19 protein-coding genes, 4 tRNA genes and 1 pseudogene are annotated in these 19,608 nt (G+C 63.9%); 5 read left to right on the forward strand and 19 right to left on the reverse strand.

Annotation, left to right across the window (positions count from 1 at the left end; translation table 11 throughout):
- Positions 1–125 precede the first annotated feature (125 nt).
- From murB to MF6396_RS03635, 8 genes are all read right to left on the reverse strand, one after another.
- Positions 126–1,145: a UDP-N-acetylmuramate dehydrogenase gene (gene murB / locus MF6396_RS03600; RefSeq protein WP_043862886.1), complete on the reverse strand. Its 1,020-nt coding sequence runs from the start codon at positions 1,143–1,145 to the stop codon at positions 126–128.
- Positions 1,142–1,606, reverse strand: coding sequence for a low molecular weight protein-tyrosine-phosphatase (locus MF6396_RS03605; RefSeq protein WP_054915815.1), 465 nt, complete (start codon positions 1,604–1,606; stop codon positions 1,142–1,144). Before MF6396_RS03605 ends, murB begins: the two co-directional genes overlap by 4 nt.
- Positions 1,606–2,370: a 3-deoxy-manno-octulosonate cytidylyltransferase gene (gene kdsB / locus MF6396_RS03610; protein ID WP_078479737.1), complete on the reverse strand. Its 765-nt coding sequence runs from the start codon at positions 2,368–2,370 to the stop codon at positions 1,606–1,608. Before kdsB ends, MF6396_RS03605 begins: the two co-directional genes overlap by 1 nt.
- A complete protein-coding gene (locus MF6396_RS03615) occupies positions 2,367–2,552 on the reverse strand; it encodes a Trm112 family protein (protein WP_003247142.1) in 186 nt (61 codons plus the stop codon). The genes kdsB and MF6396_RS03615 overlap by 4 nt, the downstream gene beginning before the upstream one ends.
- 37 nt (positions 2,553–2,589) lie before the next feature.
- Entirely contained in the window at positions 2,590–3,600 is a 1,011-nt protein-coding gene (gene lpxK / locus MF6396_RS03620) for a tetraacyldisaccharide 4'-kinase (protein WP_043862889.1), read from the reverse strand.
- A complete protein-coding gene (locus MF6396_RS03625; RefSeq protein WP_078479738.1) occupies positions 3,600–4,031 on the reverse strand; it encodes an ExbD/TolR family protein in 432 nt (143 codons plus the stop codon). The genes lpxK and MF6396_RS03625 overlap by 1 nt, the downstream gene beginning before the upstream one ends.
- Positions 4,028–4,663 (reverse strand): MotA/TolQ/ExbB proton channel family protein, encoded by a 636-nt coding sequence (locus MF6396_RS03630; RefSeq protein ID WP_162484877.1) that lies wholly within the window; start codon positions 4,661–4,663, stop codon positions 4,028–4,030. Before MF6396_RS03630 ends, MF6396_RS03625 begins: the two co-directional genes overlap by 4 nt.
- Before the next feature lie 62 nt (positions 4,664–4,725).
- Entirely contained in the window at positions 4,726–6,948 is a 2,223-nt protein-coding gene (locus tag MF6396_RS03635; protein WP_177346315.1) for a DNA internalization-related competence protein ComEC/Rec2, read from the reverse strand.
- Between the two features lie 140 nt (positions 6,949–7,088).
- On the opposite strand from MF6396_RS03635, the gene MF6396_RS03640 reads away from it, so the two are divergent.
- Positions 7,089–7,628 carry a DUF2062 domain-containing protein gene (locus MF6396_RS03640; protein WP_043862892.1) on the forward strand — a complete coding sequence of 180 codons (540 nt, stop codon included), beginning with the start codon at positions 7,089–7,091 and terminating at the stop codon, positions 7,626–7,628.
- On the opposite strand, the gene MF6396_RS03645 is transcribed toward MF6396_RS03640, so the two are convergent.
- The 3 genes from MF6396_RS03645 to MF6396_RS03655 all read right to left on the reverse strand — a co-directional run bounded on the left by MF6396_RS03645 (position 7,596) and on the right by MF6396_RS03655 (position 10,072).
- Positions 7,596–8,375, reverse strand: coding sequence for an ABC transporter permease (locus MF6396_RS03645; RefSeq protein WP_058541067.1), 780 nt, complete (start codon positions 8,373–8,375; stop codon positions 7,596–7,598). The genes MF6396_RS03640 and MF6396_RS03645 overlap by 33 nt on opposite strands.
- The gene (locus MF6396_RS03650; RefSeq protein WP_078479740.1) at positions 8,372–9,304 is read right to left on the reverse strand and encodes an ABC transporter ATP-binding protein; all 933 of its coding nucleotides are present in this window, start codon (positions 9,302–9,304) and stop codon (positions 8,372–8,374) included. Before MF6396_RS03650 ends, MF6396_RS03645 begins: the two co-directional genes overlap by 4 nt.
- Before the next feature lie 144 nt (positions 9,305–9,448).
- Positions 9,449–10,072, reverse strand: coding sequence for a glutathione S-transferase (locus tag MF6396_RS03655; RefSeq protein ID WP_054915819.1), 624 nt, complete (start codon positions 10,070–10,072; stop codon positions 9,449–9,451).
- A gap of 187 nt (positions 10,073–10,259) precedes the next feature.
- Between MF6396_RS03655 and MF6396_RS03660 the strand changes: the two genes are divergently transcribed.
- Positions 10,260–12,707 carry an acyl-CoA dehydrogenase gene (locus tag MF6396_RS03660; protein WP_043862896.1) on the forward strand — a complete coding sequence of 816 codons (2,448 nt, stop codon included), beginning with the start codon at positions 10,260–10,262 and terminating at the stop codon, positions 12,705–12,707.
- 76 nt (positions 12,708–12,783) lie between these two features.
- Entirely contained in the window at positions 12,784–13,197 is a 414-nt protein-coding gene (locus tag MF6396_RS03665; protein ID WP_043862897.1) for a PA2817 family protein, read from the forward strand.
- Between the two features lie 103 nt (positions 13,198–13,300).
- On the opposite strand, the gene MF6396_RS03670 is transcribed toward MF6396_RS03665, so the two are convergent.
- The 5 genes from MF6396_RS03670 to MF6396_RS03690 form a co-directional block, all read right to left on the reverse strand.
- Positions 13,301–13,636: a hypothetical protein gene (locus tag MF6396_RS03670; protein WP_063612007.1), complete on the reverse strand. Its 336-nt coding sequence runs from the start codon at positions 13,634–13,636 to the stop codon at positions 13,301–13,303.
- Positions 13,637–13,712: 76 nt separating this feature from the next.
- A tRNA-Gly gene (locus MF6396_RS03675) sits at positions 13,713–13,788 on the reverse strand.
- Positions 13,789–13,791: 3 nt separating this feature from the next.
- Positions 13,792–13,867 (reverse strand) — tRNA-Glu (locus MF6396_RS03680).
- A 102-nt stretch (positions 13,868–13,969) separates the two neighbouring features.
- Positions 13,970–14,045, reverse strand: a tRNA-Gly gene (locus MF6396_RS03685).
- A gap of 2 nt (positions 14,046–14,047) precedes the next feature.
- Positions 14,048–14,123, reverse strand: a tRNA-Glu gene (locus MF6396_RS03690).
- A 333-nt stretch (positions 14,124–14,456) separates the two neighbouring features.
- Here MF6396_RS03690 and MF6396_RS03695 point away from each other — a divergent pair.
- On the forward strand, positions 14,457–15,224 hold the full coding sequence (locus MF6396_RS03695) for a hypothetical protein (protein ID WP_043862749.1): 768 nt from the start codon (positions 14,457–14,459) through the stop codon (positions 15,222–15,224).
- A gap of 75 nt (positions 15,225–15,299) precedes the next feature.
- On the opposite strand, the gene MF6396_RS03700 is transcribed toward MF6396_RS03695, so the two are convergent.
- Both MF6396_RS03700 and MF6396_RS03705 read right to left on the reverse strand, forming a co-directional pair.
- Entirely contained in the window at positions 15,300–15,782 is a 483-nt protein-coding gene (locus MF6396_RS03700) for a GAF domain-containing protein (protein ID WP_078479741.1), read from the reverse strand.
- Positions 15,782–16,669, reverse strand: coding sequence for an ATP-binding protein (locus MF6396_RS03705; protein ID WP_058541064.1), 888 nt, complete (start codon positions 16,667–16,669; stop codon positions 15,782–15,784). The genes MF6396_RS03700 and MF6396_RS03705 overlap by 1 nt, the downstream gene beginning before the upstream one ends.
- A gap of 118 nt (positions 16,670–16,787) precedes the next feature.
- Between MF6396_RS03705 and MF6396_RS03710 the strand changes: the two are divergent.
- A pseudogene (locus tag MF6396_RS03710) lies at positions 16,788–19,111 on the forward strand (response regulator).
- Here the strand turns inward: MF6396_RS03710 and MF6396_RS03715 are convergent.
- Entirely contained in the window at positions 19,108–19,596 is a 489-nt protein-coding gene (locus MF6396_RS03715) for a glutathione peroxidase (RefSeq protein WP_043862745.1), read from the reverse strand. The pseudogene MF6396_RS03710 and the gene MF6396_RS03715 sit on opposite strands and share 4 nt — an antisense overlap.
- Positions 19,597–19,608: the final 12 nt, after the last annotated feature.

Raw genomic sequence — 19,608 nt, forward strand, 5'->3', positions numbered from 1 at the left:
GCCATTAAAAAGCCCCGCCAGTGCAAACTGGCGGGGCTTTTTACTGCCTGCTGCCTGGTGGTGGATGTGTCACCGACAACGCCGAACCCGCAGGAATCGGCGCTGCCAGCAAACAAGCCGCCCAGTCAATACAAGTTGGGTTCCATCTCCAGCGCAACGCCGAAGCGCGCCAGCACATCAGCCTGAATCCGCTGCGCCAGCGCATGCAACTGCTTGCCACTGGCCTGCCCGTAGTTCACCAGCACCAGCGACTGCAAACGGTGCACCCCGGCATCGCCCTCGCGAAACCCCTTCCAGCCCGCCTGCTCGATCAACCACCCCGCCGCCAGCTTCACCTGACCATCGGCCTGTGGATAACCTACCGCATCCGGATACGCCTCGCGCACGCGCTGCGCCAGTTCGGCGCTCACCACCGGGTTCTTGAAGAAGCTTCCGGCATTGCCCAGCTCGGCCGGGTCTGGCAGTTTTTCGCGACGAATGCTGCAGATGGCATCGCTGACATTCTGTGCGGTCGGCTGACCGATGCCCTGCTCACTCAGCCGCTGGCGTACCGGGCCATAGTCCAGGTGCAGGTGCTCGGCGCGATTGAGCACGAAGCGAACCCGCAGGATCAGCCAGCGCCCGGGATTACGCTTGAACACACTGTCACGGTAGGCAAAATCACACTGTTCCAGCGCGAACTCGTGCAACTGGCCGGTTTCCCGATCCAGTGCCGTCAGCCCGGCAAACACGTCCTTGATCTCCACGCCATAGGCGCCGATGTTCTGCATCGGCGCCGCCCCGACGGTACCGGGGATCAGGCTGAGGTTTTCCAGCCCCGACAGTCCCTGGGCCAGGGTCCACTGCACGAAGGGATGCCAGGGCTCACCCGCCTCTGCCTCGACCACCACGCGCTGGCCATCATCCGACAGTATCCGCACACCGACACTGGCCATGCGCAGCACCAGCGCCTGGATATCGGCAGTCAGCAGCAGGTTGCTGCCGCCACCGATCACCAGCACCGGCAGGTGCTGTTCGGCTGCGTGCGCCAGCAGCTGGCGCACTTCGTCATCGTTGTGTGCCTGGGCGAAATACTGCGCCTTCACCTCGATTCCGAAGGTGTTGTAAGGCTTGAGTGAAACCTGCGATTGCACCTGCACGCTCATAGCCGGCCCTTCAGCTCGACCACCAGCTTGCTACAAGCCAGCTCAATGAGATCAAGCACCTGTTCGAAGCCCTCTTCGCCGCCGTAGTAAGGGTCGGGCACTTCATCCAGCTCACCCTCGTAGCGGCGCAGGAACAGGTCCAGTTCGGCGGTACCGGCAGACGGTTGCAGCGCCTTGAGGTGGCCGAGATTGCTGGTGTCCATAGCCAGGATCAGGTCGTACCGGCTGAAGTCCTGCGCGCTCACCTGCTGTGCACGCTGTGCGGACAGGTCGTAGCCGCGCGCCAGCGCAGCGCGGCGGGTTCGGCTGTCGGGCGGCTTGCCCACATGCCAGTCTCCCGTACCCGCCGAGGCCACTTCGACCTGATCCTCGAGGCCTGCCAGCTTCAACTGATGGCGCAACACGCCCTCGGCCGTCGGCGAGCGGCAGATGTTGCCCAGGCATACGAACAGGACGCGCATCAGGCCTCCAGCAAGCGCCGAACGCGCTCCAGGTCTTCAGGTGTGTCGACGCCCACAGGCGGCGCCTGCAAGGCATCGGCCACGTGGATGCGCACGCCATTCCACAGCGCACGCAACTGCTCCAGCGACTCGGTCTGCTCCAGGCCGCACGGGCCCCAGGCGACGAAGTCCTGCAACAGGCCTGCGCGATAGGCGTACATGCCGATATGCCGGCGATAAGGCACACTCGCCGGCAATTGCTCGCGGCTCTGGGCAAACGCATCACGCGCCCACGGCAAGGGCGCACGGCTGAAGGTCAGGGCCAGGCCGTTGCGGTCGGTGCTCACCTTGACCGCATTGGGGTTGAACAGCACTTCGACGTCTTCGATCGGCTCGGCCAGCGTGGCAATGCCCGCTTCAGGATGCGCCGCCAGGTTGGCCGCCACCTGGTCGATGATCGCCGGGGGAATCAACGGCTCGTCACCCTGCACATTGACCACGATCGCATCTGCCGACAGGCCCAGCTGGGTGGCGACTTCGGCCAGGCGGTCGGTGCCCGACTGGTGGTCCTCACGGGTCAGCAGCACCTCGGCGCCAAACCCCTGGCATGCAGCGACGATGCTCGGGTCATCGGTGGCAATCACCACGCGGGTGGCGCTGCTTCTGCGCGCCTGCTCCCAGACGTGCTGCACCATCGGCTTGCCGGCAATCGACAGCAATGGCTTGCCCGGCAGACGGGTGGAGCGCAGGCGCGCTGGAATCACAACGGTGAAATCCAGGCTCATTTGTCCAGGCGCTCGTCATCGGTCAGGGTTCGGGCTTCGCTCTCGAGCATCACCGGGATACCGTCACGAATCGGGTACGCCAGGCCGGCCCCCTTGCTGATCAGCTCGGTCTTGTCGGCGCTGAGCTTGAGCGGGCCTTTGGTGATCGGGCAAGCAAGGATGTCGAGCAATTTGGTGTCCATGGATATTCCTCAGGCCTGTGGCCGGAAAAAGAAAATGTCAGGGCTGGCGAGGCCCGGGCAGCAGACGCGCCAGCTGCGCGTCGAGCCAGGCCACGAAGGCCGGCGAAGGCAGTGCGTCGACCGCAAGATACCACCAGTCATCGGCGGCGAAAGCACGGCATTTCACCGCATCCTTCTCAGTCATGACCAGCGGCAATGACGGGGTGAAGCTCAGGGCCTGGGCGTTGTACGCCGCATGGTCGGCAAACGCATGCGGCACAGGCTGCCAGCCCAGCCCCTGCAGGGTGTTGAAAAATCGCTGAGGGTTGCCGATGCCGGCCACAGCGTGCAATGCCTGGCCCGGCGCAAAATGCTCAAGGCCTCGTCGCTCGCCGCTGCGCAGGTTGACCAGTGCCGTAGGGGCCAGGGTGAAGGCAAAGCCATCATCACGGTCGCTGAGGGCGCCGTTGTAGAGCACGGCGTCCACTTCATCCAGGCGCTCCACCGGCTCACGCAGCGGCCCGGCAGGCAGGCAGCGGCGATTGCCGAGGCCGCGGGCCGCGTCGATCAGCACCAGCTCGAGATCACGCGCCAGGCGGTAGTGCTGCATGCCGTCGTCGCACAGGATCAGGTCCAGCGGCTCGGCGTCGAGCAAGGCCCGCACGGCCTGGCTGCGATCGGGGTCGATCATCAGCGGCACGCCGGTGCGCTGCACGATCAGCAAGGGTTCGTCACCGGCCTGTTCGGCCGGTTGATCGGCACGCACGCGCCACGGCAGTTGCGGCGCAGTGGCCCCATAGCCTCGGCTGACCACCCCCACGCGCAGGCCGCGCTGGCGACAGTGCTCGATCAGAAACAGGATAAGCGGGGTCTTGCCGGTGCCACCCACGGTGATGTTGCCCACCACCAGCACCGGCACCGGTGCGCGATAGATGTCGCCCTGCCCGGCCAGAAAACGCTCGCGCTTGCCCCGCACCACCCGACGGTACAGGGCCTCGAGCGGGCGCAACAATACCAATGCCGGGTGGCCGGCATACCAGGCATGCAACAGGCGATCGGCAAGCGCCATCAAGGTGTCCCCTGGGCGGCCTCGACCGTGGTCATGCGCAACTGGCTGAAGCCGAGCTTGCCAGCGGCATCCATGGCGGTGACCACGGCCTGGTGCGGAGTCTTGCCGTCAGCGCTGATCGACAGCGGCATCTTGGTGTCGCCCTGTGATTCCTTCTGCAGGGCCTCGGTCAGGGTGCCCAGGTCGCTCTTGGGCAACAGGTGGTTGTTGACCGAGTACACGCCTTCGGCGCTGATGGTGATTTCCAGCTGCTTGGCCTCGGTGTCGGGCGCCGGAGCGCCGCTGACCGCCTCGGGCAGTTCGACACGCAACTGGGTTTCACGGGTGAAGGTGGTGGTCACCACGAAAAACAGCAGCAGGATGAACACCACGTCGATCAGCGAAGCGAGGTTGATGTCCACGGTCTCCCGTGGCTTGCGCCGGAATTTCACGCCTTGCCCTCGCTCAGGTCGACATCACGGTCCCCCTGGACCACTTCCACCAGCTTGATGGCCTCCTGCTCCATGCCCACCACCAGCTCATCGATGCGCCGTTGCAGGAAACGATGGAAGAATACCGCCGGGATACCCACCATCAGGCCGGCTGCGGTGGTGATCAACGCCTTGGAGATCCCCCCCGCCAATACCGAGGCATTGGTGGTCATGCCGGACCCGGTGAAGGCACTGAAGATATCGATCATGCCCAGCACGGTGCCCAGCAGGCCCAGCAGCGGCGCCATGGCCGCGATGGTGCCCAGTGCGTTGATGTAGCGCTCCAGCTCGTGGATGACACGGGCGGCGGCTTCCTCGATGCACTCCTTCATGATTTCGCGACCATGGCGGGAGTTGGCCAGGCCTGCGGCCAGGATCTCGCCCAGCGGCGAGTCGGCGCGCAGGGTCTTGAGCTTCTCGCTGGTGAGCTGTTTGTCCTTGATCCAGCGCCACACCTGGCCGAGCAGGTGCGGCGGGGTGACACGACTGGCGCGCAGGGTCCACAGGCGTTCGGCGACGATAGCCATGGCAGCGATGGAACTCAGAATGATCGGCAGCATCATCCAGCCACCGGACTTGACCAATTCCCACACAGTAGCGACCCCCTCGAAAAAGTCCGCCACTTTACCATAGGGGGCCACGGGGCCGAACAGCGTCATGTCGGCTCCCGCCAGAAGCGCCGCTGGCTGCGTTGCCCGACCGCCTGGCCAAAGCTGCCCAGCACCAGGCGCACCGCCCCGTGCAGGGCGCTGTCGTGCACGGTGATACCCAGCGCCTGGTAACGCGCCATCACCTGTGCGTGCGGATGCCCGAATGCATTGTGGCGCCCTCGCGAAATCAGCACGCCCCGTGGCCGGGTTCGCTCGAGAAAGGCCTGGCTCGACGAGGTGCGGCTGCCATGATGGGGCGCCTGCAACCAGTCGACCGGGTCGGCTGTCGACTCGCGCAGCCAGGCGCGCTCGGCCTGGGCATCGATGTCACCGGTAAGCAGCAGGGTTTCCCCGCCGGCATCCACGTGCAACACACAGGAGCGCTGATTGCTGTCGCCGGCCTGCTGCCAGCGCCACAGGCTGAAGAGCACGCCATCCCACTGCCATTGCTCGCCACTGGCGCAGGCCTGGGCCTGCAGTTGCCCGGGCAGCTCATCCGGGTCGCCGCCCACCACACGCACCAGCGGCACGCTGCGCTGCACCGCCAGGGCGCCGCCGGCATGGTCGGCATGGGCATGGCTGATCAGCGCCAGGTCCAGCTCGCGCACCCCCAGCTTGCGCAGAGTCGGCACGACCACCCGCTCACCCAGGTCGCTGCCACGGGTGGCCGGGCCTGCGTCATACAGCATCGCATGGTGACGGGTACGCAGCACAAACGCCTGGCCCTGGCCGACATCCAGCTGCCACACCTCCAGTTGCCCATGGGCGATCTCGTTGCGAGGCGCACAGCCGGCCAGCAGCAGCAAGGGCCAGCCCAGCACCCGCATCGGCAGCCCGCCCGGCAACAGCAGCAGTACCGCGCCACCGCCCACCATCAACCATGCCCATATCGGCAAGGCGACCGGTGTCCAGGCCGGTTGCCAATGTGCCACCTGTGCCAGTGTCCAGAACAAGGCTGCCAGCGATCCTCCAGCCAGCCACAACAGGGCCTCCCCCAGCAACGGGAGCCCCTGCAGCAGTGTGCCGGCCAGCGCCAGGGGCAACACCGCGATACTGACCCAGGGCACCGCAACCAGATTGGCCAGCGGTGCCGAGAGACTGATCGGCAGCCCCAGCGCCAGCAGCACCGGCAACAGGCCGATCGCGATCAGCCATTGGGCCCGGCACCATGCCAGCCAGGGGTTCCAGGCCCCCAGCCGGCCGCCGAACACATACACCAGCACCGCCACCGCTGCGAACGACAGCCAGAACCCCGGCTGCAGGCTGGCCAATGGCTCCACCAGCAATACACCGTTGAGGGCAAGCAGCAAGGGAATCCAGGCCCCAAGGTGGCGAAAACGCAGGCGCCACAACAGCACCACCGCCAGCATGATGCAGGCGCGTCGTACCGGTACCTGAAAGCCCGCCATCAAGCCGTACGCCAGGGCCGCCGCAAACGCCAGGCCGCACGCCCAGGGTAGCCAGGGCAGCGCCCTGGGCCATGCCCCCACACGTGCCAACCCGGCCACCAGGCCGTACACCAGACCGGCCAGCAAGCCGATGTGCTGACCGGAAATCACCAGCAGGTGCACCGTGCCGGTTGCCTGGAGCACCTGCCAGTCCTCCTGTGCCAGCGCCCCGCCGTCACCCAGCACCAGCGCCGCCAGCGCACCTTCGCGCCCATGGGCCTGAGCCCCGAGCAGGCGCTGGCGCACCGAATCACGCCACGCATGGCTGGCCGGGGCCAGTCGTTCACCTGCCCTTACGCGGCCGGTGGCACCGATTCGCCGAGCCAGCATGGCCGCTTCCTGGTCAGGCCCATGGGGGTTGAGCAGGCCGGAGGGGCGCTGCAGCTGCACCGCCAGGCGCCAACGCTCGCCACTGTTGACCGGCGGCCCGCCAAACCAGCTCAGGCTCAGCCGCTGCGGCAACTGGGCGCGGCGCGAGGAGGCTTCGGCCAGCTCGAAACGCACCGAATGTGGGCCCTGCTGCGCCAGGCCCACTACCCGACCTTCCAGCCACAGGGTGCGCCCCTCCAGCTCGGGCCGCAGTCGATCGTCCAGCGCCCATTGCGCCGAGCAACAGGCCCAGGCAAAACCAAGCAGGAACAGACCGGGCACTGCCCATCGACACACCAGGCATAACATTCCCGTTATGCCGATGCCCCAGAGCCAGCCGACCGACGGCAAGGCAGGTAGCACGTTGAGCGCCAACAGCCCCAAGGCCAGCGCCAACATCCTTGTGCGCATGGGTAAAGCTCCTGAGCAGATCTCACCCCAGAGGCTTAGATCACCCAGGCCCGCACCTTGCTTATTAATTGTCACAAAGTCTGAATTGGCGCTGTTTACAATCCGTGCATACTGGCCACTTCAGAACGCCGAGAGCCCACATGCCGCGTCGACTTTTCAAACGCTACATGCCAGATCCGACGAGCATTCGGGAACATAAATCCTTACGCTTTCTCGGCCGGCTGCTGCACGACCCCAACCTCTGGCACCTGAATCGCCATTCGGTGGCACGGGCCATGGCCGTAGGCCTTTTCGCAGCCTTCATCCCTATCCCGATGCAGATGCTGCTGGCCGCCAGCCTGGCGGTTCTGGTGCGTGGCAACATGCCCATCGCCGTCAGCCTGGTGTGGCTGACCAACCCCATCACCATGCCGCCGGTGTTCTACTGCACCTACCAGGTGGGGGCATGGCTGATGCAGATACCGCCACGCACGCTGCCTGAGGAACTCACCTTCGAATGGATCACCGACCAGCTGTCGACGCTGTGGCAGCCCTTTCTGCTGGGCTCGGTGGTGTGCGGCGTGCTGCTGGGGGCGCTGGCCTACTGCCTGACCATGCTCTACTGGCGCTGGTGGGTGGGCAGGCAGTGGCGCAGGCGCAAGCAGAAATCAGCTGCGCATTCCTCGCCCGCTGACCAGTAGGCGCACGCAGCCGATGTACAGCACCGCGGTGGCCACCAGCATGAAGGTGATGGCCACGCCGATGCGGATGTCCGAGACGCCCAGGATGCCGTAGCGGAACGAGTTGACCATGTGCAGCACCGGGTTGGCCAGCGACACGGTCTGCCAGAATGGCGGCAGCAGGGTGATGGAGTAGAACACCCCACCCAGGTACGTCAGCGGCGTGAGCACGAAGGTCGGGATGATCGAGATGTCATCGAAGTTGCGCGCAAACACTGCGTTGATGAAGCCCAGCAGCGAGAAGATCGTCGCGGTCAGCACCACCACCAGCACCGTCACGCCCAGGTGATGCACCTGCAGATGGGTGAAGAACAGCGACAGCAGGGTCACGATCACTCCCACCGCCAACCCGCGCAGCACGCCGCCCAGGGTGTAGCCGATGAGGATGGTGTGCGGCGACACCGGCGACACCATCAGCTCCTCGATCGAACGCTGAAACTTGCTGCCGAAGAAACTCGACACCACGTTGCCGTAGGAGTTGGTGATCACCGACATCATGATCAGGCCCGGCACGATGTACTCCATATAGGTGAAGCCACCCATGTCGCCGATCTGCCGGCCGATGAGGTTCCCGAAGATCACGAAGTACAGCACCATGGTGATCGCCGGGGGCAGCAGGGTCTGCGGCCAGATCCGCGTGAACCGCCGCACTTCTCGATAGACGATGGTATTGAGGGCAACCAGGTTGGCGCGCAGTTCCGAACTCATACCGCCACCTTCGCCAGGTTTTTTTCCACCAGGGACACGAACAGCTCCTCGAGACGATTGGCCTTGTTGCGCAGGCTCAGCACCTCGATGTTCTGCAGGGCCAACTGGCCGAACAGCGCGGTGATGCCCACGTCCTTGTCCACCTGCACTTCCAGGGTGTGCGGGGTGATCAGCCGGCACGGGTAGCCGGCCAGTTGCGGCGCCTGGGCCAGGTCATGCTTGAGGTCGAGCAGGAAGGTCTCCACATGCAACGTGCCCAGCAACTGACGCATGCTGGTGTTCTGCACGATGGTGCCGTGGTCGATGATGCCGATGTTGCGGCACAGCTGCTCGGCCTCTTCCAGGTAGTGGGTGGTCAGGATGATGGTGATGCCCTTCTGGTTGAGCTCGGTCAGAAAGCTCCACATCGAACGGCGCAGCTCGATGTCAACGCCAGCGGTAGGCTCGTCGAGGATCAGCAGGCGCGGTTCGTGGATCAGCGCGCGGGCAATCATCAGGCGGCGCTTCATGCCGCCGGACAGCGAGCGCGATGGCACGTCACGCTTGTCCCACAGGCCCAGCTGGGTCAGGTACTGCTCGGCGCGCTCCCTGGCCACCTTCATCGGGATGCCGTAGTAACCCGCCTGGGTCACGACGATATCGAAGGTCTTTTCGAACTGATTGAAGTTGAACTCCTGGGGCACCACGCCGATGCAGCGCTTGAGCGCGGCTGGCTCTCGGTCCAGGTCATGGCCGAACACATTCACCGTGCCGCTGGTCTTGTTGACCAGGGTCGAGAGAATGCCGATGGTGGTGGATTTGCCGGCGCCATTGGGGCCGAGCAAGGCGAAGAAATCACCTTCGGCGACATCCAGGTCGATGCCCTTGAGGGCCTGGAAGCCATTGCCGTAGGTCTTGGTTAGCTGCCGAATGGACAGAGCAGAACTCATAGCAGGTCTACACACCAGGTTGAAGGGTTCACAAGGCAGGCGGTCAGACAGGGCCGACCGCGACGAATGTGGCCATGGTGCTTGCCCAGGCCACGCAAGTACAGTGAAGTGTATCGATATTGACTATCAGGGTAATCGACAGGTTCAGGTCAGCGCGGTCATTACCGCCGCCTGGTAGGCCGGCCGTTGCCTGAGGCGCTCGTACCACGCACGCAGGTGCTTCATTTCCGGACGCTCGATGGGCATCTCGAACCAGGCATACACGAAGCAGCCCAGCGGGATGTCGCCCATGCCGATCGCTTCCCCCGACAGGTAGGGTTGCATGGCCAGGGCCTGATCGGCGATCGACAGCAGTTCGGCGCATTGCTTGTGCGCGGCGTTGATCTGCACCCAGTCCTGCTGGTCAGACGGGGTACGCAGGATGCCCCAGAACAACGGGCGAAATGGCGTAGCCAGCGATGACGTGGTCCAGTCCATCCACTTGTCTGCGCTGGCCCGGGCCGCCGGGTCGGCGGGGTACCAGTCAGTGTTTGGGGCATACCGGCCACACAGGTAGCGCACGATGGTATTGGATTCCCACAGCACCAGCTCGCCATCCTCGATCATCGGCACCCGGCCGTTGGGGTTGAGGGCACGGTAGTGCGGCTCGTCGACCACGCCGAACTCGCCACCGGCATCGATCGACTGGTAACCCAGGCCCAGCTCCTGGGCGCACCACAGCGCCTTCCTGACGTTTGACGAGTTCTTGCGTCCCCAGATCTTCAGCATGACGACTCCTGACATAGGCGGTGGGCACTCAGTCTACCCGAGCTGGCGAGGCTGACAATCGCTGGCCCGCGGCCCGAAAACGCGAACTTCCACAGGTCACGTCCTGTCACTGTTCTGACGGGTTGTTTGGCACAGGCGGTCTAAGCTCTGTCGGATAGCTATTTCTGGAGCTCACGGAGGAAAGCATATGTTGCTGTTGTGGTTAGTGGTGCTGGTGGTCGGTATTGCCTACCTGGCGCACCGGCGGGTTGCCCCCCTGCCCGCACTGGGCGTGGTTGCCGTCTACCTGGTGGCGATGGGCGCATTCAGCCATGCCCCCGGCTGGCTGTTGACGATCTTCTGGCTGCTGCTGGTGGCCACTGCCGTGCCCCTGGTGCTGCCCGATCTGCGCCGCAAATGGCTGACTGCCCCGCTGTTCGGCTGGTTTCGCAAAACCTTGCCGCCGATGTCGCAGACCGAGCGCGAGGCCATCGATGCCGGCACGGTCTGGTGGGACGGCGAGCTCTTCAGTGGCCGCCCCGACTGGAACACCCTGCTGGCCTATCCCAAGGTGCAACTGAGCGCAGAAGAGCAAGCCTTCATCGACGGGCCCACCGAGGAGCTCTGCGCCATGGTCAGCGACTGGCAGATCGGCCAGGACATGGACCTTCCCGCCGAAGCCTGGGCGCACATCAAGACCCATGGCTTCTTTGCCCTGATCATTCCCAAGGAATACGGCGGCAAGGGCTTTTCCGCCTTCGCTCATTCACAGGTCGCGATGAAACTGGCCACCCGCAGCGGCGACCTGGCCTCCACCGTGATGGTGCCCAACTCGCTCGGCCCGGCCGAACTGCTGCTGCACTACGGCACCGACGAGCAACGCAACCATTACCTGCCCCGCCTGGCCCGCGGTGACGACATCCCGTGCTTCGCCCTCACCGGTCCGCTGGCCGGCTCCGACGCCGGCGCCATGCCCGACACCGGGGTCATCTGCAAGGGCCAGTGGCAGGGCGAGGAAGTACTGGGCCTGCGCCTGAACTGGGAGAAGCGCTATATCACCCTGGGCCCGGTGGCGACGCTGCTGGGTCTAGCGTTCAAGGCCTACGACCCCGATCACCTGCTGGGTGACAAGGAGGAGCTGGGTATCAGCCTGGCTCTCATCCCGACCGACACCCCAGGTGTCGAGATCGGTCAGCGCCATCTGCCGCTGGGCGCCGCGTTCATGAACGGCCCCAACAGCGGCAAGGACGTGTTCGTCCCGCTGAGTTTTCTGATTGGCGGGCAGGAGATGCTCGGCAAGGGCTGGATGATGCTGATGAACTGCCTGTCGGTGGGACGCTCGATCTCCTTGCCGGCAGTCGGTACCGGTGCCGCCAAGTACACCAGCCTGGTAACGGGCCAGTACGCACAGGTGCGCGAGCAGTTCAACGTACCGCTGGCCGCGTTCGAGGGCATTCAGGAGGCTCTGGCCCGCATCGGCGGCAATGCCTGGCTGATGGACAGCGCACGCATGCTCACCGCCAACGCGGTGGACCTGGGTGAAAAACCCTCGGTGCTGTCGGCGATCCTCAAGTACCACCTCACCGAACGGGGGCGCGAATGCATCCAGCACGCCATGGACGTGCACGGGGGCAAGGGCATCATCATGGGCCCGAACAACTACCTGGGTCGCAGCTGGCAGGGGGCACCGATCTTCATCACCGTCGAGGGCGCCAACATCCTCTCGCGCAACCTGATGATCTTTGGCCAGGGGGCGATTCGCTGCCACCCGTTCGTGCTCAAGGAGATGGCCCTGGCAGCACGTGAAGACCACGACCAGGCGCTCAAGGAGTTCGACGCCCTGCTGCTCAGGCATGTGGGCTTCGCGGTGGGTAACGCGGCCAGCACGCTGGTCCTTGGGTTGGGCCTGGGGCGCTTTGAAAAGGCACCCGGCGATGCATTGAGCCAGGGATACTTTCGCGCACTCGATCGCCAGGCGGCGGCCTTCGCCCTGCTGGCCGACCTGTGCATGATGCTGCTCGGTGGCGAGCTGAAACGCCGTGAGCGCCTGTCGGCGCGCCTTGGCGACGTATTGAGCAACCTGTACCTGGGTTCGGCAGCCCTCAAGCGCTACCACGATCTCGATTCGCCCGAGTACCTGCGGCCGCTGTTGCGCTGGGCCATGGAAGAAAGCCTGGGCCAGGCCGAAAAAGCCCTGGACCGCCTGCTCGACAACTTCCCCAATCGGTTCCTCGGTGGCGCGCTGCGCTTGGTGGTGTTCCCGTTCGGGCGCCGTCATACCGGCCCGTCGGACGAACTGGATGCCGAGGTTGCTGCGCTGCTGGGTCGCGCCAAGGGTGATCCGGCACTCGAACAACTGCTGGCTGGCTGCTATCGCCCCACCGATGCAAGCGACCCGGTGGGCGCGTTGCAACAGGCCAGCGACCTGCTAAGGGCCAGCGCCCCGCTGCACAAGAAGCTGCACCAGGCCCACAAGGGCGGCCAATTGGCGCCGGCTCCCGGCGAATCGCTGATCGACGCAGCCTTGCACGCCAACACCTTGCAGGCCGGCGAAGCTCAAAGCCTGCACGAGGCCGAAGCCGCACGGCGCCGTGTGATCGACGTGGATGCGTTCAGCAAGGACGAGCTGCTGCCCACCGAGGGCAAGGTGCGCTGAGCATCACTCCAACGGGACATCGGGCGCGGGGAGCCTTATACTCCCGCGCCCGATTTTGCTCTAGAGGATCGCCCGCATGGCCAACGCCACTGCTCAACTGGAATACCACCTCGCCCTGCTCACCCACCTGCGCACCATCCTTGCAGCCCTGGGTGAGGCCGAACAGGTACCGGAAGAAAGCCACGCGCTGTTTCTGGAGCGTTTCGACGACCTGATGCAACAGTTGCCGGTCGACCCGGAGAGCACCTACCTGGGTCAGGACCTCATCTGCCAGGTCATCCAGCGCTACCCGCAGATCGCGCACCTTATCCCCCGCGACCTGCTGTGGTTCTTTGGCGGCGATTGCCTGCACTACATGCCGGAAGAAGAACTGGCCATGTACCAGGAGCTGGAAGAACGCCGCTACGAAGCCGAGCAGAACGACGAACCGTTCGACTGGAACCAGGAGAAGCAGTTGTTGAGCATGTCGGGCGACGACAGTAAGCACTGATGCGCAAGCTACCTGTCAGCGCGACCAGCAGAACTGGCAGGTAGCCCTCATGACCACGTCCCGCACAAAGCGCATTCACATGACTGCGTGTGCTTGAACGGGCTCAGAAGAAAAAGTACACGCCGGTATCGAGCTCGAGTGCCGTTCGCACCTGCGCCTCCACCTTCAGCAGTGCACCTACCTCGGGGCAGGCTTCGATACAGGCCGACACCAACGCACTGAATGCCGCCAACTGCACAGTGCCTAGAATCCTTTCATCTTCATACTCGTCGATGTTCAGCGCCAGCGCTCGATTGGCCTGCGTGAACAGCCCCGATCGCCACACGGCTTCGAATTCCTCTGCATCCAGCTGAACATCTAGCAGGTCTGCGTCCGTACAGGTATCGGTATCCAGCCGCGACATGGCGCCTCGGCTCAACGGCACACAGATTATTTTCATGCTGCCCCCTGCCATCGCGCGGCGTTTTTTACGCAAAAAAAAACGCCGTTCATACGAACGGCGTTTTCTTTGAATTTGGAGCGGGAAACGAGACTCGAACTCGCGACCCCGACCTTGGCAAGGTCGTGCTCTACCAACTGAGCTATTCCCGCAAATGGCGTCCCCTAGGGGACTCGAACCCCTGTTACCGCCGTGAAAGGGCGGTGTCCTAGGCCACTAGACGAAGGGGACACTGCCTGAAACACCATGGTGTAGTGTTTCAGCTCCAGAAATACACCCGAAGATGCTTTCTGGTTTCACTCAGCCCTGCCCTGAAGCAAAGCTGCTTAAAATTGGAGCGGGAAACGAGACTCGAACTCGCGACCCCGACCTTGGCAAGGTCGTGCTCTACCAACTGAGCTATTCCCGCAATGGCGTCCCCTAGGGGACTCGAACCCCTGTTACCGCCGTGAAAGGGCGGTGTCCTAGGCCACTAGACGAAGGGGACACGCTACAACATTCACTCCCTGCCGCGTTTCGCTGTGTGCTTTACGCTGCAAGTGGCGCGCATTCTAGGGGTGCTTTGAGAAGTCGTCAACCCCTAGATATAAATTTATTTAAATCAATGACTTCGCCCTGCTTTACGCTGCCACGGAGGCCGCAGCGCGCCTGAGCCTTGACGATTATTTTCTGACGCGCATACGCGACGCGGCCCAGTGCTGGCGGCACCTCAAGGCAAAATGCCAGCAATCCGCCCTGCTCAACTGCCAAACAGCTCTATCCGGGCAAAAGCGAAGCCACTACACTCAAACGGCAAACCTTCCTGTATGAGGCGTTAACGGTGACACCACTTCTGATCACCCTGCTTATAGTAGCGGGTATCGCACTCTTGATCGTGATTGGCTACCTGAACAATGTAGTCGAGAGCAACAAGCTGGAACGAGCCCGCCTCAAGATCGAGCTGGCCGACCGCTTGCGTCGTTGTGGCGAAATCACCGAAACCTTTCCCGGCCAGTTGATGACCCCGGCACTCAAGCTGCTGCTGACCCGCCTCGAACTGAACCTGAATCAGCGCCGCCTGGCCCTGGACAAGCACAACCGTGAAATCCAGGCACGCATCAGCGAGCTCCAGGGCCTGATTGCCCTGGGCGATGGCATACCGGTGAACAACCCTCCCGGCCCGATCCAGACCGAAGCCCGTGCCAAGGATGTACGCTTTCTGCTCGAAGCCCTGCACAGCCAGGTGGTTCGCGCCTCCCAGGAAGGCTTCCTGCCGACCAACGAAGCCAAGTACTGGGTAAAGGAAATTCGCCATATCCTGGTGCTGCTGCACATCGAGTTCTTCAACAACCTGGGGCAGCATGCGCTGCAGCAGAACCAGCCGGGGCAGGCCCGCCTGGCGTTCGAACGGGGGGTGCAGTACCTGCGCAAGCAACCTGATCCGGTGCTCTACCGCGAGCAGCTCGACTATATGGACAAACTGCTGGCACGCGCCAACGCCATGGTACTGAGCCAGAACCAGCCAACCGAAGACGAGGTCAACCCACTGACCGAAGGGCTGAAGTCCGACACCGAAGAAGACTGGAAGAAGAAAGTCATCTACGACTGATTGCAACACAACCCATTCGCCAGCCCCCCCCGACAGGAGCCTTGCTGGCGAATGGGCGCAACGCCTCTACCCGCCTCAGCAGTCCGTCGAATCCAGGAAAACCCGCGCCAGACGCTCCAGCCCGGCCTGATCCTGCTCACCAAAGCGTGCAAGTACAGGGCTGTCCAGGTCCAGTACGCCGATCAGCGCTCCGTCCTTGACCAGAGGGATCACCAACTCGCTGTTGGAGGCGCTGTCACAGGCAATATGCCCCGGGAAGGCATGCACATCCTCCACACGCTGGGTCTGGCGTGTAGCCGCCGCAGCCCCGCACACCCCGCGCCCGAACGGGATGCGTACACACGCCACCTGCCCCTGAAACGGCCCCAGTACCAGCTCTTCACCGCGCGCCAGGTAGAAACCTGCCCAGTTCAGGTCTTCGACCTGGCTGTACAGAAAGGCGGAAAGCTGCGCAGCGTTGGCAATGAAATCCCGCTCCCCGTCCAGTAGTGCCTCCAGCTGCGCCGCCAGCAGGTCATAGCCGCACTGGCCGCCCCCCACTGCATTCAAATCGATCATTACTGTTGCTCCAGCAGTTTCAGGCCCACCCAATAGCGGGCAAATTGATAGGCGCAGCGGCCATTGCGATTGCCGCGGCCGGTTGCCCAGCGGATCGCGGCCTTGTCCAGCTCTTCATCCCGCGCCCAGACCAGACCTGGCGCCAGCGCCAACTGGGTGATCCAGTGCTCGACCACATCAAGGAAGTGCTCCTGGGTGAACGGGTAGAACGACAGCCACAGACCGAAGCGGTCCGACAGGGCAATCTTGTCCTCGACGGCCTCGCTGGGGTGCAGCTCGCCGTCGACCATCTTCCAGTTCTCGTTGTCGCTCTGCTTTTCCGGCACCAGGTGCCGACGGTTGGAGGTGGCATACAGCAGAACGTTGTCCGGCGCCTGCTCGAGGGAGCCGTCCAGCACGCTCTTGAGCACGCGGTAGTCGCCCTCCCCGGCCTCGAACGACAGGTCATCGCAGAACAGCACGAAACGCTGTGGCAGTTTGTGCAGTTGTTCCACCACCCGCGGCAGGTCCGCCAGGTGGTCACGCTCGATCTCGATCAGGCGCAGCCCCTGTGGGGCGTACTCTGCCAGCAAGGCACGCACCAGCGACGACTTGCCGGTGCCGCGCGAGCCCCACAGCAGCGCGTGGTTGGCCGGCATGCCGTCGATGAACTGGCGGGTATTGCGGCCCAGTTGTTCACGCTGCCTGTCGACACCGATCAGGTCGGTCAGGCGCATGTCCAGGCTGACCTCGAGCGGCAGCAGAAAACCGCTGCGCCCTTCGCGCTGCCAACGGGCAGCCAGGCACTGGGTCCAATCGATGCTGGGGCGCAATGCCGGCAGCAGCGGTTCCAGACGCGCCAATACCGATTCGGCGCGCTCCAGGAAAGCATTCAAGCGAGAGTCCACGTTATGTCCTCGACACAGATTCTTGGGAAAGCCTGAATGTGCGACAGTACCTGCCAGCTACCGGGGGTGATCGGCTATGCTTGCGCAGCGCACGGAAAGTGGAACTGGCTCGGGATACATGGATATCAAGTTCACCAATCGCCTGTCTTACAAGCAAGCCCGGCTGACGGTCCTGGTCGGTTTCATCCTGGGAACATTGCTCAGTCTCATCCAGATCGGCATCGATTATGCCAGCGAAGACGCCTCTATCAATCGCGAGATGCAGGCACTGCTGCAAATCAGCCACAACCCTGCCTCGCGCATTGCCTACAACCTCGATGCGGAACTGGCCAACGAACTGACCCTGGGCCTGCTCAAATCCCCCGCCATCACCCGTGCGCGCCTGATCGACAACACCGACAGCGTGTTGTCCGATGTGCAGCGCCCGCGCGAACAAAGCAGCTATCGGATGTTGAGTGATTTTCTCTTCGGCCAGAGCCGGCAGTTCCAGGATCGCCTGATGCTCGACCAGATGCCCAGCGAATACCTCGGCACCCTGTATCTTGAAGTCGACACCTTCGCCTTCGGCAGCCGCTTTCTGAAGCGGGCCGAAGTAACGCTGCTCAACGGGTTCGTGCGCAGCCTGGTGCTGACCGGCATCCTGCTGGCACTGTTCTATTTCATGCTGACCAAGCCGCTGGTGCGGGTGATCAGCGCCCTTAGCAACAGCAATGCACGCGCGCCCAACCAGAACAAGCTGGCCTTCCCGCCCGGTCACGAACAGGACGAGATCGGCGTGCTGGTCAAGGTCGCCAACCAGCAGTTCGTGAGCATGGCCACCGAGATCCAGCAGCGGCGCAACGCCGAAAACCGCCTGACCGACTACCTCAACGAGCTGGAAAACATCGTTTCGGCCCGTACCAACGAACTCAAGTCCAGCAACACCCGCCTGAGCCAGTCCAACGAGGAACTGGAGCAGGCGCGACGCCGAGCGCTGGACATGGCCCAGGCCCGTGCCGCATTCCTGGCCAACATGAGCCACGAGATCCGCACCCCGCTCAATGGTCTGCTGGGCATGATCGCGCTGTCGCTGGACAGCCCGCTCAACGCCGAACAACGCCAGCAGCTGTCCATCGCCCACGACTCGGGCAAGGTACTGGTGGAACTGCTCAACGATATTCTCGACCTGTCCAAGTTCGACGCCGGCCAGCTGGAGCTGGAGCGCATCCCCTTCGACCTCGGCGCCCTGGTGGAAGACACCGCCAACCTGCTGTCGCAGAACGCGGCGCCCAGCGTGGAGCTGACCTGCCTGATCGATCCGCAGTTTCCCAGCAGCGTGCTGGGTGACCCCACGCGGGTGCGCCAGATCGTCAGCAACCTGCTGTCCAACGCGCTCAAGTTCACCCGGTTCGGGCGTGTCGACGTTCGCCTGGGCACCTACCCCGGCGGCGTGCGCCTGGAGGTCTGCGACACGGGCATCGGCATCCCGCTGGAAGCCCAGGTCAGGATCTTTCAGCCTTTCACCCAGGCCGGTGCGGGCATTACCCGCCAGTATGGCGGCACCGGCCTGGGCCTGGCGCTGACCCGCAACCTCTGCGAAGCCATGCAGGGGCGCCTGAGCATCAGTTCGGAAGCTGGCTTCGGCAGCCAGTTCAGTGTCGAGCTGCCGCTGGCCTCCCACACCCCGGCGATTGCACCCGCCCCCCTGCGCGGCAAGGTGGTGGCGATCAGCAGCGCCAGCAGCGGCCTTGCCGAACTGCTGCAGAGCTTGCTGCCACGTTGGGGGCTGACGTACTCGCGCCATGACAGCATCGACAGCCTGGTCGACCTGGAGCCCGACCTGCTGGTCACCGACAACCTGGATGGCCTGTTCGGCCTGCGTCCGTCACTCAAGGCGCCAATCCTGCTGGTGACCGCCTATGGCAACTTCCTGCCGGGGGAAGAAGCCGCCCAGTTGGCACCGCTGCAGCAGCAGGCCCGCCGCTGGCCCGCAACGCCCTGTACCAGACCTTGCAGCGCATTCTGCAGGGCAGTGACGATGCAGGCCCGGTCGCCCAGGCAGGCACCCAGACCAGCGAGCGTCGTGCCCGCATCCTGCTGGTGGAAGACAACCCGGTGAACCAGCTGGTCGCCAAGGGCATGCTGGGCAAGCTGGGCTGCGAGGTGATCGTGGCCGCCCACGGCGGGGAGGCCCTGGAGCAGTTGGAGCAAGCCGCCTTCAACCTGGTGCTGATGGACTGCAACATGCCGGTGATGGACGGCTACGAGGCCAGCCGACGCATACGCCAGAGCGGACGCTGGCCCGACCTGCCCATCGTGGCACTTACCGCCAACGCCATGCCCGAGGAACGCGAACGCTGCCGGGCGGCAGGCATGAACGACTACCTGGCCAAACCCTTTCGCCGCGAAGAGTTGCTGGCGCTGATCGATCACTGGGTGCCGCCAACAGCCCCTGAAACCTAGCGCAGCAGCTTTTCGATATCGCCCGCCAGCGCCTCGGGCTTGGTGCTGGGCGCATAACGGCTCACGGCACCCGACTGCGGATCGACCAGGAACTTGGTGAAATTCCACTTGATCGCCTGCGAACCGAACAGGCCGGGAGCCCTCTGCTTGAGCGCGGCGAACAGGGGATGCGCGCCCGCCCCATTGACCTCGACCTTTCTGAACAGGGGAAAGCTCACGCCAAAGTTGGCTTCACAGAACTGCGATATCGCCAGCTCATCGCCCGGCTCCTGCTTGCCGAACTGGTTGCAGGGAAAGCCCAACACCACCAGGCCGCGCTCGCGATAGCGCTGCCATAGCGACTCCAGGCCCTTGTACTGTGGCGTGAACCCGCACTGGCTGGCGGTATTGACCACCAGCACCGCCCTTGCCGGGTAATCCGCCAGGGTTTTCTGCTCGCCCCGCAGGGTGGTGCAGGGAATATTGAGCAAACTGTTGTCGGCCATGACCGCGTCTCC

The organism is Pseudomonas sp. MF6396, assembly GCF_002018915.1.
In the GTDB taxonomy this organism is placed as follows: domain Bacteria; phylum Pseudomonadota; class Gammaproteobacteria; order Pseudomonadales; family Pseudomonadaceae; genus Aquipseudomonas; species Aquipseudomonas palmensis.